We start from the raw sequence: 14614 nt of genomic DNA, 5'->3' as shown, positions 1-14614 counted from the left end.
CTGCTCTTCGGTCAGACAACGAAAACCCCGCGCTTCGCGCGACAGTCGACTGACAATCGACTCTACCCCTCGCGCGTCTGCCCAGCCTGCGCGGCGCCCGCGGCCAGCCACGCCCTCGGCGATACCCCCAGCCGCTTGCGGAACGCCTTCGACAGCGAGGCGGTATCGGCAAACCCCACCTCGATCGCCACCTGCTTGACTGCCACGCCTGCCCGCAGCTGCGCGCAGGCCAGGCTCAGCCGCCAGTCCAGCAGATAAGCGGCCGGCGTCGCCTGCATCACCTCCTTGAACACGGCCGCGAACGCGCTGCGCGACATGCCGGCAGTCGCAGCCATGCGCGGCAGCGTCCATTCGTCCTGCGGCGCCTGGTGCATCGCCACCAGCGTACGGGCCAGCCGCGCATCGGACAGCCCGCGCATCAGCCCATGGCTGACGCCCGCCGCATCCGGGTGGTCCACCACCCAGCGCAGGATCTGGATCAGCGCCACCTCGAACAGGCGGTTGGTCAGCAGCCGTGAGCCGCAGCGCTGGCGATCGGCCTCGGCGAACAGCAGGTGCAGGGTGTCATCCAGTTCGCCGATCGCCGCCAGTGGCACCACCATCACCGGTGGCAGCGACTGCACGATCGGATTGCGCGCGCCGCCATCGAAGTCCAGCGTGGCGCAGGTGAAATTCGGGCCATCCAGCGGTGCGTTGAAGAACACATGGTGCAGCGGCTGCGGATACAGCAGCAGGCTGGGTGTGTCGATCTTCAACCGGGGCAGCGCGATATCGCCCCCGGGATGACGGACCTCCATTTCACCCTGGCGCAGGATGTGCAGGAAGGCACGACCGGGTTGCGGCTCGAAGACGTGGCGCCCGCACAGCGGACCACTGTGGAACAGCGCGGCCTGCACCCGGAAGCGTTCCAGCAGGGAGGAGAGGCGGTCGGGTGAGGAAGTGTCGACGGACACGTTCATGGATGAATGGACAACATGTGTGGTTTATTGCGCCTGATTCGTCCGGGGAGTCTACCTAGGATGAGCGGGTCGTCCAATTCCGGGCGCTTTCCCAAGGAGATCCACCATGTCCCGTGTCCCCCTGATCGATGCCGCCAACACCACCGCCGACCGTCAGGCCCTGCTGGGCCAGGTCCACGCCGCCTTCGGCGCCACCCCGGCCATGTTCCGTGCCGTAGCCAACTCGCCGGCCGCCCTGCAGAGCATGTGGGGTTCGTTCGGCGCGCTGGGCGGCGGTCGCCTGTCACCGCTGCTGGGCGAGCAGATCGCCGTGGCCATCGCCAACCGCAATGCCTGCGAGTACTGCCTCGCCGCGCACACCGCGCTGGGCCGCAAGGCCGGTGCCAGCAGCGAGCAGATGGCCGCCGCGCAGATCGGCCAGTCCAGCGATCCGGCCACCTCGGCGGCATTGGACTTCGCGCTGAAGGTGGTCGAGCAGCGTGCGCAGATTGCCGATGGCGATGTGCAGGCGTTGCGTGCGGCTGGCTTCGATGATGAGCAGATCGTTGAGATCCTCGCCCACGTCGCGCTCAACCTGTTCACCAACTACGTCAACGTAGCGTTTGACGTGCCGGTGGACTTCCCGAAGGTCGCGCTGCGCTGAGATCTGGCCTGGCCCGGGTGGCAGTGGTCGCCCGGGCCGGTCTGAATGGAGCCGACCGGGTAGAGTCGACTGTCAGTCGACTATCGCGCGCAGCGCGGGGTTTTCGGGGGCTGAACGAAGAGCAGTCGACTGACAGTCGACTCTACAACGCAGCGTTCGACGTGCCGGTGGACTTCCCGAAGGTGGCGCTGCGCTGAGATCTGGCCTGGCCCGGGTGGCAGCGGGCCGCGCGGGCAGGTCTGAATGGAGCCGACCGGGTAGAGTCGACTGTCAGTCGACTATCGCGCGCAGCGCGGGGTTTTCGGGGGGCTGAACGAAGAGTAGTCGACTGACAGTTGACTCTACAACGCAGCGTTTGACGTGCCGGTGGACTTCCCGAAGGTGGCGCTGCGCTGAGATCTGGCCTGGCCGGGGTGGCAGTGGCCGCCCGGGCCGGTCTGAATGGAGCCGACCGGGTAGAGTCGACTGTCAGTCGACTATCGCGCGCAGCGCGGGGTTTTCGGGGGGTCTGAGCGAAGAGCAGTCGACTGACAGTCGACTCTACAACGCAGCGTTTGACGTGCCGGTGGACTCCCGAAGGTCGCGCTGCGCTGAGATCTGGCCTGGCCCGGGTGGCAGTGGTCGCCCGGGCCGGTCTGAATGGAGCCGACCGGGTAGAGTCGACTGTCAGTCGACTATCGCGCGCAGCGCGGGGTTTTCGGGGGGGGCTGAACGAAGAGCAGTCGACTGACAGTCGACTCTACCCAGTCGACGACTACCCAGTCGATGCTACTTGTCGTCTGCCTGCAGCCGCTCGGGATGGGTATACACATTGAACCCGCTCTCCCGCGCGAACCCGACCAGGCACAGGCCGGCGCTGCGGGCCAGGTCGATCGCCAGCGCGGTCGGCGCCGAAACCGCCGCCAGCACGCTGGCTCCCGCACGCGCTGCCTTGCTCACCATTTCGTAGCTGGCGCGGCTGGAAATCACCAGCAACCCACCGTCGATGGCGTGCTCGTTGTGATGCAGGGCGCCGATCAGCTTGTCCAGTGCATTGTGGCGACCCACGTCCTCGCGTACCCAACCGATGCGCCCACTGGCGTCGGCCCAGGCCGCGGCGTGGATCGAACCGCTTGCCGCATTCATCGGCTGGTGCTGCGCCAAGGTCGCCACCGCCCGCTGCAGGGCGGTGGCGGAATAGCTGCGGCGTTCGCGGATCTGCGGCAGCGGTCGCAGCACTTCCTCCAGCTGGCGCGTGCCGCACAGGCCGCAGCCACCACGGCCGGGCAGCAGGCGCCCATTGGCGGGGTCCAGGCCGGCACCGGGTGCCTCCTCGGCCACGGTCATCTGCAGTTCGATGCCTTCCAGCTGTGGGCGGATGTCGATCGACAGCAGCTGCGAGGGCGTAGCAATCAGTCCCTCGCTGAGCGAGAACCCAAGCGCAAAGTCCTCCAGGTCGCAGGGCGTGGCCATCATCACCGCGAAGGCGGCGTCGTTGTAACGCAGCGCCACCGGCACTTCCTCGGCCACCACGTCGACCAGGGGCTGTCGCCCCTCGCTGCGCCAGCGCTGCAACGGGCGCTGGGCCGTGCCGGCAGGCGGGGTGTGCGGTGGGGTCGAATCAGGCATGCAGCGCGTCCGGACAAGGGAGATACGCAGGTGGTGGACCACCCACGCCATCGAGAATAGCGCAGTGGCCATGCGCTGACGCAGGTGTAACCGTTGTCATGGCAGGCTGCGCTGAAAACAGCGCGCACCCACTGGCGAAGCCGTGCAGGCCGTGTTTGACTGTGGGGCTGGCTGTGCGTCCGAAAGCGCCGCCGGACCGCGTTGTGCCCATTGTTGCCGCGTTCCTCCCGTCAGGTTCCCGAACATGTCCGAGCAGAAGCCGCCGCGTTACAAGCCCTACAACCAGCCCGCCGGTGGCTGGGGTGCCGCCGGAGCCACCGCCAAGGTGCTGCTGCAGCAGAGTGTGATCGGCAAGGGGTCGAAGGCGTTGCTGGCGATGAACCAGCCCGGTGGCTTCAAGTGCCCCAGCTGCGCGTTCCCCGATGCCGACGAACGCAAGAAGCTGGAGTTCTGCGAGAACGGCGCGAAGGCACTGGCCTGGGAAGCCACCCAGTTCCGTGCCGGTCGTGAGCTGTTCGCCCGGCATACCGTTACCGAGCTGATGGCGCAGACCGACTACTGGCTGGAGATGCAGGGCCGGTTGACCGAGCCGATGCGCTACGACGCGGCCACCGATCACTACGTGCCGTGCAGCTGGGACGATGCCTTCGCACTGATCGGCCGCCATCTGCGGGCGCTGGACAGCCCGCACCAGGCCGAGTTCTATACCTCCGGACGCACGCCCAACGAAGCGGCGTTCCTGTATTCGATCTTCGTGCGCGAGTTCGGCACCAATAATTTTCCGGACTGCTCGAACATGTGCCACGAGCCGACCAGCCGCGGCCTGCCGCCGGCCATTGGGGTAGGCAAGGGCACCATCGTGCTGCAGGATTTCGAGCACGCCGAGGCGATCTTCGTGATCGGCCAGAACACCGGCACCAATTCACCGCGGATGATGAGCAACCTGGTCGAGGCGCGCAAACGCGGCATTCCGATCGTGGCGGTCAACCCGATGCCCGAGCGCGCGCTGATCCGCTTCGCCGAGCCGCAGGACATGGTGCAGATGGCCACGTTCGGTTCGACCGAGATCACCAGCGAGTTCGTGCACATCCGCATCGGCGGCGACCTGGCCCTGATCAAGGGCATGATGAAGGTAATGTTCGAGCGCGAGGCGCAGGGTGAGCGTGTGCTCGACCATGCCTTCCTCGCCGAACACACGGTGGGCCTGGAGCCGCTGCGCGAAGACGTGATGGCGCAGGACTGGGACCAGATCGTGCAGGTTTCCGGCATTTCGCAGGCGCAGATCCGTCGCTGTGCGGAGATCTACATCCGCTCCAATGCCACCGTGATCTGCTACGGCATGGGGCTGACTCAGCACCAGTACGGCTCGCGCCTGCTGCAGCAGGTCGCCAACCTGCTGTTGCTGCGTGGCAACTTCGGCAAGCCCGGTGCTGGCATCGGGCCGATCCGGGGCCATTCCAATGTGCAGGGCGACCGCACCGTCGGCATCGACGAGAAGCCCAAGCCGGCCTATCTCGACCGCGTGCAGCAGGTGTTCGGCTTCGACCCGCCGCGTGAGCATGGCCACCATGTGGTCGAATCCATCGAGGCGATGCTGGACGGCAGCGCCAGGGTGTTCATCGGCCTGGGTGGCAACTTCATTCATGCCGTGCCCGATACGCCGCGCGCGTACGAGGCAATGCGTGGGCTGGACCTGACCGTGGGCATCGCCACCAAGCTCAACCGTGGGCACCTGGTTCATGGCCGCGATGCGCTGATCCTGCCGGTGGTGGCGCGCTCGGAGCGCATCGTCACGCCGGCCGGCGAGCAGTTCGTCACCATCGAAGACGCGATGTCCAATGTGACCGCCTCGCGCGGCGTGCTCGAACCGGTCAGCGCCGATGTATTGCCCGAGGTCGAGATTGTCTGCCGCATGGCGCTGGCCACACTGCCCGACAGCAGGGTTGACTGGGCCGGCTGCATGCACGACTACGCACCCATCCGCGAGCTGATCGCTGCGGTGTATCCGGAGCTCTACACCGGCTTCAACGAGCGCATCCGGCAGCCACACGGTTTCCATCTGGACATTCCGCCGCGCCGCCGGGTGTGGCCCACGCCGAATGGCAAGGCCAACATCCTGGTAATGCCCGGCCTGGACGTGGACGACCCCGTACATGACCCGGACATGCTGCGGTTGGCCACGGTGCGCTCGCACGATCAGTACAACACCACCATCTACAGCTACAACGACCGCTACCGCGGCGTGTACAACGATCGCATGGTGCTGTTCATGAACATCGAGGACCGGCTGGCGCGCGGGCTGGACAAGGAGGCGCGGGTCAGCCTGGAGACGATCAGCGGTGATGGCGTGCAGCGGCGCATCGAGGGCCTGACCGTACTGGACTACCCGATGCCGCGCGGCGCGCTGGCCGGCTACTACCCCGAACTGAACCCGTTGTTGCCGCTGGACTACTACGACCGCCTCAGCGGCACGCCGGCGGCCAAGTCGATCCCGGTGCGGATGCGGGCGATGGCGGCGGTCGCCTAGCAGTGGATGAATCCAGTCCTATGGGCCTTCGGCATGTGGGTTGGGTTCATCCAGAGCAAAGGAACAACGGAAATAGTTGGCCGTATCCCGCCAAGCGCCAACGATCGGTTCCTGGATCTGCGCCAGCAGTTCACGGGCCTTGACGGGATCATTGGCCTGGCAGGCGAAGTACGCGAATGATTGCAGGTTCCATGGCGAGGGATAACGTGACAGCACGTCTTCGAAGCCGCGTTTCATGGTCGGCCAGTTCACTTTCGACGCGGTGAACAAACGGTCCTCGTACTCTCGCTGCGAGGCGACCCAGTAGATACGGGCGTACAGCATGTATTGGTCCTGCGGTGGGGCCGCAGCCATGACCCTGCGTGCATAGGCTTCCAGGCCAGCCGGATCGCCTCCCCACTTCGGAGCGAAATAGCGCACGGCAGCAAAGTAGAGCGGGAAGTAGCCCGGATAGCGCGCGATGCCTTCGTCATGCAATGCGAAGAAGCGGTCTGCATCCCAACTCTGTTCGATCGCCCGGTGTTCCATCGACTCGTACCAGTACGGGTCCGTGCTGGCGATGTCCTTGTATTTCAGCAGGTAGTCAACGGCCTGCTGCTGCAGCGCCTTGAACGGTGCCCAGTCCTCTTCCTTCACCGTATTTGCATAGCCGGGGCCGCGGATGCTCCAGCCTTGGCGGCTGAGCATCTCAGCCATGGCCAGGCGCGCCGACGGCGACCTGGGGTAGCGCGAGATCCACGCCTGCACGAGCTTCTCGCGACCCTGCCAGTAGGCCGGGTCACGGTTCCTCATGCTGAAGACATAGCCGATGCCTACGTAGTACGCCGAAAGCTTCCAGACACCACTGCTGAAGTAGCGATCCGTATCCCGGTAACGACTGGCGAGTTGCTCCAGTCTGGCGAAATCCTGCTTCTCCAGCAGTTGCTGTGCCTGCCGGGAGACTTCAGCGCGTTTGCTTGCTTCATCTTCGCTTGGTTCTTCGGCGTGGGTGATGGTCGCGCACGACAACAGCAGCACCACAAGCAGTGTTCGCATGAATCCATTCATGAGGGAAACTCCGTGTCGGGGACAGGGGCAGGGGCGTGGCAATGCAGGGTGCCACGATTGCCATCACGCCATAGCAATGGGCATCGCGCAAGTCGGCCGCGTGGTTGTCAAGCTGTCAGGGTCGTTGCCACCCCACGTTCAGGGCGCCTGCATCGGCTATCATCGGCCGGTGAACCTGCCTGGCCTGCTGCTGCGATGGATGTTGCTTGTCGCCCTGGTGCTGAATGCATCGGCGCTGGCGCTCGCTGCGTCTCCGTACAGCGGCCCGTCCAGCCAGGAGCATTGCGCTGCACCGCACTCAGCCGCGATGGCTGCGGCCGGCTGCTGCGATGATGCGGCCCCGGCGGCCTGCCAGAGCGGTGAGTGCGAATGCCCGCCGGCCTGTCTTGGCATGCTGGCGACATTGAACGGAACACCGGCCTCGCCCTGGCGCGAGGCGCCTGTTCCGGCCAATACCCAGCAACGCGCACCGCCGCCGAGACTCGACCCGTTGCGGCCCCCCATCGCGTGATTTTCTGCAGGCCTCACGCGCCTGCCGTAGCTGCTCGACTTTTTCTCGACTCTGCCCGCGCCTTCGATGCGCGGGCGGCGGGCTACGTTGCCCGCCTCTGCAAAGGAATCACTCAATGAACCGTACTCTCTCCCTCGGCCTGCTGCTGGGCACCGTGCTGGCCACGACCGCCTGCGCTCGTGCCGCTGAAGAATCCTCCGCGGCACCCGTCGCCAGCGAGGCACCGGCACCGGCCCAAGCCAGCCCGGCCAAGATCGATCCAGCCTTGCCGGTCGCCATCGTGCACAAGACCGCCAGCTGCGGTTGCTGCGGCATCTGGGTCGACCACCTGAAGGCCGCCGGCTTCCAGGTCGATGTGCGCGACACCGATGACATGAACCCGATCAAGGTCCGCCTGGGCGTGCCGGTCGGCAAGGCGTCCTGCCATACCGCCGAGATCGGCGGTTACGTGATCGAGGGTCACATCCCGGCCGAGGACATCAAGCGCCTGCTGGCCGAACGCCCGGCCGCGCGTGGGCTGGTGCTGCCCGGCATGCCGGCCGGTTCGCCGGGCATGGAAATGCCGGACGGCTACGTGCAGCCGTACACCGTCGAGCTGGTGCGCACCGACGGCAGCACCGAGCCGTTTGCCCAGCACGGGCAAGGTGGCTGACAGCCAGTGGTGGTGCCGGTCGGTCTGACCGGCACCTTTCCTCGCGGCCGACTTGCTCTTTGCAGAGTCGAGCCGTGCTCGACTGCTCTGCGGCTCCGTCGAGCAAGCTCGACGCTACGGAATCAGCGGGTCCCGGCCGTTTCCCTGGCCAACTGCGCGTCGAACTTCTTCTCGGCCGCATCCGCGTAGGCATTGCAGGTCAGTGCCTCGGCGCTGGCCTTGCTGCCGGCGGCATAGTTCCAGTTGCTGGCGCCCGGATGCGGGGTGAGCAGCAGATCGCAGGGCAGCGCCCGTACCGTTGCGAAGCTGCGCTTGTAGTCCTCGATCAGGCGCGGATAACGGGGATTGCCCTTCAGCTGGTAACCCGGTGCACTCAGGCTGTCGGCGTAGGCGATGCGCACCGGCTTCCCATCGCGGGTGTCGGTCCAGGTCCAGGCGGTGCTGCCCGGGGTGTGCCCCGGCATGAAGTGCGCGGTGAATGCGATGCCGCCCACCGTGACCACTTCGCCATCCATGATGATGCGGTCGGCGCTGGCCGGCGGATAGGTGATGCCGTCGCCAAAGTGCAGGTCGTTGCTGCCGCCGCGCGCCAGCAGCACCGCCGTTTCTGCATTGGCCGCCACATGCGCGCCGGTGCGACGCTTGAGCTCGGCGACCGGGCCGGCGTGGTCGGCATGCGCATGGCTGAGCAGGATCAATCGCAGGTCCTGCGGGGCCACGCCGCGCAGTTTCATGTTGTCCAGCAGGTGACCGGCCATCTGTGGCATGCCGCCATCCAGCAGTACTGCGCCCTCGGCGGTCTGCACCAGCAGCGCGGTCAGGTCCTCGGTGCCGATCTGCCAGGTGTGGTCGGCAACCTGCAGCGGCGCCATCGGCTGCAGCCAGGACGCATCCACGGTATAGGCCCGCAGTTGTGGCAGCGGTGCCTCGGCGGCGCTGGCGTGGGCGGCCGGAAGCGCGACGGCCAGGGCGAAGGCGAGCAGGGTAAAACGCATGATTCACGTCCGCTTGAAGGAGGCCCAGAAACTAGCATGGGCCTCCTTCATCGCGTCTCGCATAGTTTTCATGGCTCCCATAAGGACGCCACGGATCAGTACCGGTACTGCCATCCCAGCGTCAGCACCCGGCCGCGGCCGGAGAAATAGCTCGGGTTCGACGGCGTGGTCTGCGAGTAGTAGCTGATGTACTGCCTGTCCGCCAGGTTCTGCACGCCCAGCGTGAAGGCGTGCTTGTCCAGCGTATAGCGCGCGACCAGATCCACGGTGGTGTAACCCTTGAACTCGGCCACCCGCGCGCCATGCAGGTCGAAGTCGCGGTCGAAGGCATGGCTGGCCTGCAGTCGGGTGCTCAGCTGCGGCGTCCAGCTCTGTTCCCAGAACGCGGTCAGCCGGTTCGGTGCGACGTTGACGCCGGCCAGGTCGCTGTCGAGGCGACCGTCAACGTCGGCGTCGTAGCGGCCGTTGGCGCGTGCGTAGCCAAGGCCGAGGCGGCTGTCGCCCAGCCGCAGGCGCAGATTGCTTTCAAAGCCTTCCACACGGGTGGCCTGGCGCTGTACCGCATAGGCATCGATGCCCGGATCGTAGATCAGTACCGAGCCGAGCCTGGATTCGGAGGTGTAGTAGGCAATGTCACCGCTGAAGCGGCCATCGTCGTACTCCAGTCCGATCTCGCGGTTGTCCGACACCACCGGTGACAGGTCGATGAGGCTGTCCACGCGCTGGCCGTCGCGGTTGATCGCGCGCAGCACGCGGCCGACGTCGGCCACGGTGTAGCCTTCCGAGTACGAGGCATAGGCGTTGAGGCGATCGTTGATGTACCAGACCGCGCCGAAGTTGGGCAGGGTCTCGCTCATGGTCGGCTTGCCACCGGCCACCTTGCGTGCGCCGTAACGGGGCAGGGTGGTGTAGTCGCCTACTTCCAGCTCGCCCTTTTCGTAGCGCAGGCCGCCGGACAGCATCAGGTGATCGGTCGGCCACCAGTGCAGCTGCAGCAGCGGTGACAGGCTCTGGTACGTGGTCTGCGGCACCCAGTTCATGCCACTGGCCAGCAGCACCTGGTGGGTGCGGTCGCGCAGGCCGTCCAGGCCCAGGGTCACGTCCAGCGTGGTGTCGGCGATGCGGCTCCAGCTCTGGGTCAGCTTGAAGCCGCGCTTGTCCGATTCGTTCTGGGTCTGGTCCCAGGCGGCATTGGCGCCGGTGTTGCCCCAAGGATCCCATTGGCTGGCACCGTAGCGGCCTTCGAAATCGACCGCGAAGGCCTGCGCCTGGAAACGGCCGCCGAGCAGGTCGGCGGCGCTGTAGTCCACCGTCAGCGAACGCGAGCGGTTCATCGGCGGATCGAGCGGCGTATCGCCGGGGACCGAAATGGTCGGGCGACCGGTCCGGTAGTCACCGTTGATGGCCAGGTAGTTGTCCAGCCCGCGCAGTTCGTAGCGGTTGGCCATGACCTGCAGGCGGTGGCCGTCGGCAATGTTCCAGCCCAGCTTGGCGAATACGTTCGATGAGGTCGAGTCCATCAGCTCGCCCTGCGCGTTGGTGCCGATCGATCGGCCCTCGCCGTCGTGGTACAGGCCCTGCTTCTCATAGGCCAGGCCGGCGACCAGGTCGAACTGCTCGCCGCGCACGCCCACCAGGGCCGAGCCGCGCTGGCCATTGTCGTCGTGTCGGCTGGGCAGGGCAGCGCTGTAGCTGACGTTGGTGTCGAGCAGGAACGCGCCCGGCTCACTGGGCGCACTGCGGGTGATGATGTTGACGATGCCGCCGGTACCGCCGATGCCCTGCAGCGCGTTGGCGCCGTGGATGACCTCGATGCGTTCGATCATCGCCGGGTCGATGGTGTGCGAATCACGCGAGCCATCGCGCAGCGGCGTGGACTGCGGCACGCCGTCGACCATGTACAGGATGCCGCGGCCGCGCATGGTTTCGCCGTAGTTGGACATCTTCTCGCGCGCCGGGGCAAACGCCGGGATCTGCGACGACAGCACCCGCGACACATCCGAGCCCAATGCCAGCTGCTGGGTGATGTCCTCGCGGGTCAGCACCGTGATGGTATTGGGCATGGCGGTCTCGCCCTGCGGCATGCGCGCGGTCGAGGCCGAGACCGTGACGCGGGCCAGCGACGTCGTCGAGGCGGATGACGGCGCCGATGATGCGGCCCGGGCCGGGATGCGCGGCTTCGCCGGCGCTGGCGCGGCACTCACCACGAACACCCCTGGCGAACGTTCCTGCATCGCCAGGCCTTGGCCTGCCAGCAGCCGCTGCAGGGCCTCACGCGGGGTGTAGCGGCCATCAACAGCCGGGGCGCTGCGGCCGCTCACGCTGTCGGCGGCGAACAGCAGCTGGATGCCACTCTGCCGCGCCAGCGCAGTGAGCGAGGCCTGCAACGGGCCGGCCGGCAGGTGCAGCTCGACGGGCGCGGATGCAGCGGTCTGCGCCGTGGCGGGCAGGGCCGCACACAGGCAGGCAGCGAGCAGGGTAGGGGCCAGCCGGCGCAGGGCGGCAGGCGGAACAGGGCGGGTCATGCGGGGGTCCTTCGGAAGGGTTCAAGCACTTGCCGGATGGGACGACGCGCAACCCACCCTCGGTGTGGCATTCAATCGCGGGCGCGCAGATGCAGGCTGCCATCGGAAGCGGTGTGCACCTGTACCGGCAGGATCTCGGGCAGCAGCGCGAGTACGGTTTCGGCGCGGTCGGCATCGAAGACGCCTGACACCTGCAGCGGCCCCAGTACCGGGTCGTCCAGCACGATGGGACGGTCGTGATAGCGCTGCAGGATGCGCAGCACCTCGGCCAACGGCATGCGGTCGAACTGCAACCGCCCACGGGTCCAGTCGGCTCGATCCGGGTCCACCGCTTCCGGCGGAGACAACGATCCTGGCTGGGCCAGCACACGCTGCCCCGGCTTCAGGCGCTGCTCTGCGCCCCCGCCATCCACACGCACGCCCACCTCGCCGCGCCACAGGGTTACCTCGCTGAGGCTACCCTGCCGGTCAACGTCGAACACCGTGCCATAGTTGCGCACATGCACCGCCCCGGCCTCGACCTCGAACGGGCGCCAGGTCGAGTGCTGCACCTGGAAACGGGCCTGGCCCTGCACCAGCACCACCTGCCGCGAGCGAATGTGCCTGCGAACCTGCAGATGGGTACCGGCGTCGAGCAGCAGATGGCTGCCATCGGGCAGGCGGATGCCGCGGCGTTCGCCCACCGCGCTCCGATAGTCGTGCACCTGCCATGCCGGGTCGGCAATGAACACGCCCGTGGCCGTGATCAGCAGCAGCGGCAGGACGATCTTCGCCGCACGTCCACCGCGACGACGCTGCAGCGCATCCGCGCTGGGCATGGGGAAGCGTTCCTTCAGAGCATCGCGATGCTGGTCCAGCACCTGGTCGGTGGTTGCGGGTTGGACCGGCGGTTGCGGTGTGGACGGCGGCGGTTGTGGGCTCATCGCAGGCCAGCCGACCGTTGGCAATCGGCCATGCCCAGGCGCAGGTGGCGCTCCACCGCCTTCTGGCCGATACCCATGCGGCGGGCAACCTCAGCCTGTGGCAGTTCGTGGATCTTGTGCAGGATGAAGACCTGCTGGCGGCGGCAGGGCATGCGTTCGATGGTGGCGCCCAGTCGTTGCAGTGCCTGCTGTCCCTGCGCCTGCTGCTCAGGCCCGGGGCGCGGGCAGGCGTCATCGGGCAGCTCGGCACGCGCCTCCACCCAGTGCCGGCGCAGATCCTCGGCGCGGCAGCGATCCACCGCAGTGTCGTGCGCGATCCGCCGCAGCAGCGCGATGGGTTGCCGTGCATCGTAGGCGGCCGGGCGTTCCAGCAGGCGCACGCAGACATCGTGCACCACCTCACGAGCCAACCCTGGCGAGCGGAAACGGCGGCGCAGATACTCCACCAGTTCCTCGTAATGGCGCACCAGCGAGGAGACCAGCGGCAGCGCGGGAGGGGGTAGGGAAGGCAGCTGGGACATCCGGACCGGAAGCAAGGGCAAGGGGCGCGCGCGGGGAAGGGCATCCCTGCGCGATGACGCAATACTAATGGGAACCGTTCGCGTTTGCCATGTGGGGCGCGGGTCGGGGATTGTTCGTCGGAACTGGAAAGTGAAACCACGATCATCGTCTGGAGCGCAGAATCGGCCGCGGCTAGCCTGCCAGCAGGCTCAAGGAGATGGACCATGCACGTGCTTCTGGTGATGGTGGGTGGGGTGGTGCTGCTGGGCGTTTTCCTGCTGTTCGGGCGGCTGTGGAGCGTAGGCCAGTCACAGCTGCCCACGGCCCTGATCGCGTTCATCGCCACCTAGCTGCTGGTGACGGTGGCCAACATGTGGGTGGGCGTAAGCAAGGCCGGTTACGCCGTGCGGGAGGAGCTGCCGATCCTGCTGCTGGTGTTTGCCGTGCCGGCGTTGCTGGCTGGTCTGCTGTACTGGCGCCTGGCGCGCTGAAGGACGGCCATGAGCACACGACTGAGACTGCCTGCCCTGCGCCAGCGCGATGGCCACCACGCCCGCGTGACCTACGAAGAGCTGTTCTTTGATCTGGTCTACGTCTTTGCGGTTACCCAGCTCAGCCACCATCTGCTGCATCACCTGGACCTGGTCGGGGTGATGCAGACGCTGGTGCTGTGGTTCGCGGTCTGGCTGGGCTGGCAGTACGCCTGCTGGGTCAGCAACTGGTTCGATCCCGAGGCGCCACGCATCCGCAGCCTGCTGTTCGTCACCATGTTGCTGGCGCTGTTGATGTCCTCGTCCATTCCCGAGGCCTTCGCTGAACGCGCCTGGGTGTTTGCCGGGGCCTACGCCACCATGCAGGTCGGGCGCACCGCCTTCGTGTTGCTGGAGGTCGGTCGCACGCACCCACTGGCACCGAACTTCCGTCGCATGCTGGCCTGGGTGAGCGTGTCGGCCTGCTTCTGGCTGGCAGGTGCGGCAGCCGAGGGCAATACGCGGTTGGCGCTGTGGGCGGTGGCCGTGGCGTGCGAATACGTCTCACCGATGTTCGGCTTCGCGTTCCCGGGGCTGGGCCGTTCGCACACCCGCGAGTGGACCATCGAGGGCGGGCACCTGGCCGAGCGCTGCCAGCTGTTCGTCATCGTCGCACTGGGCGAGACGCTGCTGGCGACCGGTGGCGTGCTCAGTGAAGTCGAGCAGTGGAGCGGGGCGGTGGTGTCGGCGGTGCTTGCCACCTTCGCCGGCACGATCGCCATGTGGTGGCTGTACTTCGGCATCTCCAGTCGCGACGCCACCGCGGCGATCACCCATTCCGAGGACCCCGGGCGGATGGGCGCCAATTTCCACTACGTGCATGCGCTGCTGATCGCCGGCATCATCGCCACCGCGGTGGGCAACGACCTGGTGATGGATCGCCCGGAAGCGGCGGTGACGCCGGTATATGCAACGGTGCTGGTCGCCGGGCCGTTGATCTACCTGCTTGGCAGCGCCCTCTACAAGCGCGTTGTGTACCGGCGCGCCCCGTATTCGCATCTGTTCGGTGCCGTGGCGCTGGTCGTGTTGGGCGTGGTCTTGCCGCACACCCATCTGTTGGCCGCTGGCTGGCTGACCAGTGCGGTGCTGCTGGCCGTGGGGTTGATGGATACGCGGTTGAAGCGTCGCCTGCAGCGGGCGTGATCCGTTGCGTCGGCAAAGCGCTCCAGCCGCCATCGAACGCAAGCGCTGAG

Annotated in this window: 12 protein-coding genes and 1 pseudogene; 6 read left to right on the top strand and 7 right to left on the bottom strand. The window is 66.8% G+C overall.

Features of this window, described 5'->3' with window-relative positions; all coding sequences use genetic code 11:
• Positions 1–62: 62 nt before the first annotated feature.
• Positions 63–959 carry an AraC family transcriptional regulator gene (locus tag AC5P9N_RS02935; protein ID WP_099484661.1) on the bottom strand — a complete coding sequence of 299 codons (897 nt, stop codon included), beginning with the start codon at positions 957–959 and terminating at the stop codon, positions 63–65.
• A gap of 106 nt (positions 960–1065) precedes the next feature.
• Here AC5P9N_RS02935 and AC5P9N_RS02930 point away from each other — a divergent pair, with 106 nt between their 5' ends.
• Positions 1066–1602: a carboxymuconolactone decarboxylase family protein gene (locus tag AC5P9N_RS02930; protein WP_049396107.1), complete on the top strand. Its 537-nt coding sequence runs from the start codon at positions 1066–1068 to the stop codon at positions 1600–1602.
• Positions 1603–2370: 768 nt separating this feature from the next.
• On the opposite strand, the gene fdhD is transcribed toward AC5P9N_RS02930, so the two are convergent.
• Positions 2371–3210 (bottom strand): formate dehydrogenase accessory sulfurtransferase FdhD, encoded by an 840-nt coding sequence (gene fdhD, locus AC5P9N_RS02925; protein WP_099484660.1) that lies wholly within the window; start codon positions 3208–3210, stop codon positions 2371–2373.
• A gap of 244 nt (positions 3211–3454) precedes the next feature.
• Here fdhD and AC5P9N_RS02920 point away from each other — a divergent pair, with 244 nt between their 5' ends.
• On the top strand, positions 3455–5737 hold the full coding sequence (locus AC5P9N_RS02920; protein ID WP_099484659.1) for an FdhF/YdeP family oxidoreductase: 2283 nt from the start codon (positions 3455–3457) through the stop codon (positions 5735–5737).
• Between the two features lie 18 nt (positions 5738–5755).
• On the opposite strand, the gene AC5P9N_RS02915 is transcribed toward AC5P9N_RS02920, so the two are convergent.
• Positions 5756–6757, bottom strand: a complete 1002-nt coding sequence (locus tag AC5P9N_RS02915) for a DUF4034 domain-containing protein (protein WP_495223807.1) — start codon at positions 6755–6757, stop codon at positions 5756–5758.
• A gap of 103 nt (positions 6758–6860) precedes the next feature.
• Between AC5P9N_RS02915 and AC5P9N_RS02910 the strand changes: the two genes are divergently transcribed.
• The gene (locus tag AC5P9N_RS02910) at positions 6861–7295 is read left to right on the top strand and encodes a hypothetical protein (protein ID WP_223846414.1); all 435 of its coding nucleotides are present in this window, start codon (positions 6861–6863) and stop codon (positions 7293–7295) included.
• Positions 7296–7410: 115 nt separating this feature from the next.
• The gene (locus AC5P9N_RS02905; protein ID WP_495223806.1) at positions 7411–7947 is read left to right on the top strand and encodes a DUF411 domain-containing protein; all 537 of its coding nucleotides are present in this window, start codon (positions 7411–7413) and stop codon (positions 7945–7947) included.
• Between the two features lie 122 nt (positions 7948–8069).
• Here AC5P9N_RS02905 and blaL1 read toward each other — a convergent pair whose 3' ends face one another.
• From blaL1 to AC5P9N_RS02885, 4 genes are all read right to left on the bottom strand, one after another.
• Positions 8070–8942 (bottom strand): L1 family subclass B3 metallo-beta-lactamase, encoded by an 873-nt coding sequence (gene blaL1 / locus AC5P9N_RS02900; RefSeq protein ID WP_032966056.1) that lies wholly within the window; start codon positions 8940–8942, stop codon positions 8070–8072.
• Between the two features lie 95 nt (positions 8943–9037).
• Entirely contained in the window at positions 9038–11467 is a 2430-nt protein-coding gene (locus AC5P9N_RS02895; protein WP_049460158.1) for a TonB-dependent receptor, read from the bottom strand.
• 71 nt (positions 11468–11538) lie between these two features.
• Positions 11539–12390, bottom strand: a complete 852-nt coding sequence (locus AC5P9N_RS02890; protein WP_049460157.1) for a FecR family protein — start codon at positions 12388–12390, stop codon at positions 11539–11541.
• Positions 12387–12911 carry an RNA polymerase sigma factor gene (locus AC5P9N_RS02885; RefSeq protein WP_049460156.1) on the bottom strand — a complete coding sequence of 175 codons (525 nt, stop codon included), beginning with the start codon at positions 12909–12911 and terminating at the stop codon, positions 12387–12389. The genes AC5P9N_RS02890 and AC5P9N_RS02885 overlap by 4 nt, the downstream gene beginning before the upstream one ends.
• Before the next feature lie 204 nt (positions 12912–13115).
• Here AC5P9N_RS02885 and AC5P9N_RS02880 point away from each other — a divergent pair.
• Positions 13116–13382: pseudogene (locus AC5P9N_RS02880) on the top strand (hypothetical protein).
• Between the two features lie 9 nt (positions 13383–13391).
• Positions 13392–14564, top strand: coding sequence for a low temperature requirement protein A (locus tag AC5P9N_RS02875; RefSeq protein WP_049460155.1), 1173 nt, complete (start codon positions 13392–13394; stop codon positions 14562–14564).
• The last annotated feature ends 50 nt before the right edge of the window (positions 14565–14614 follow it).

The sequence above is a fragment of the Stenotrophomonas sp. YJH_SMC_6 genome, assembly GCF_059371335.1.
Note: the sequence above shows the minus strand (reverse complement) of the source record. Positions and strands in the feature narration are given on the sequence as shown.

What these genes read in the sequence shown, in the direction of transcription:
- AC5P9N_RS02935 (WP_099484661.1), bottom strand. Translation starts at nt 959, where the DNA reads ATGAACGTGTCCGTCGACACTTCCTCACCCGACCGCCTCTCCTCCCTG.
- AC5P9N_RS02930 (WP_049396107.1), top strand. Translation starts at nt 1,066, where the DNA reads ATGTCCCGTGTCCCCCTGATCGATGCCGCCAACACCACCGCCGACCGT.
- fdhD (WP_099484660.1), bottom strand. Translation starts at nt 3,210, where the DNA reads ATGCCTGATTCGACCCCACCGCACACCCCGCCTGCCGGCACGGCCCAG.
- AC5P9N_RS02920 (WP_099484659.1), top strand. Translation starts at nt 3,455, where the DNA reads ATGTCCGAGCAGAAGCCGCCGCGTTACAAGCCCTACAACCAGCCCGCC.
- AC5P9N_RS02910 (WP_223846414.1), top strand. Translation starts at nt 6,861, where the DNA reads ATGGGCATCGCGCAAGTCGGCCGCGTGGTTGTCAAGCTGTCAGGGTCG.
- AC5P9N_RS02905 (WP_495223806.1), top strand. Translation starts at nt 7,411, where the DNA reads ATGAACCGTACTCTCTCCCTCGGCCTGCTGCTGGGCACCGTGCTGGCC.
- blaL1 (WP_032966056.1), bottom strand. Translation starts at nt 8,942, where the DNA reads ATGCGTTTTACCCTGCTCGCCTTCGCCCTGGCCGTCGCGCTTCCGGCC.
- AC5P9N_RS02895 (WP_049460158.1), bottom strand. Translation starts at nt 11,467, where the DNA reads ATGACCCGCCCTGTTCCGCCTGCCGCCCTGCGCCGGCTGGCCCCTACC.
- AC5P9N_RS02890 (WP_049460157.1), bottom strand. Translation starts at nt 12,390, where the DNA reads ATGAGCCCACAACCGCCGCCGTCCACACCGCAACCGCCGGTCCAACCC.
- AC5P9N_RS02885 (WP_049460156.1), bottom strand. Translation starts at nt 12,911, where the DNA reads ATGTCCCAGCTGCCTTCCCTACCCCCTCCCGCGCTGCCGCTGGTCTCC.
- AC5P9N_RS02875 (WP_049460155.1), top strand. Translation starts at nt 13,392, where the DNA reads ATGAGCACACGACTGAGACTGCCTGCCCTGCGCCAGCGCGATGGCCAC.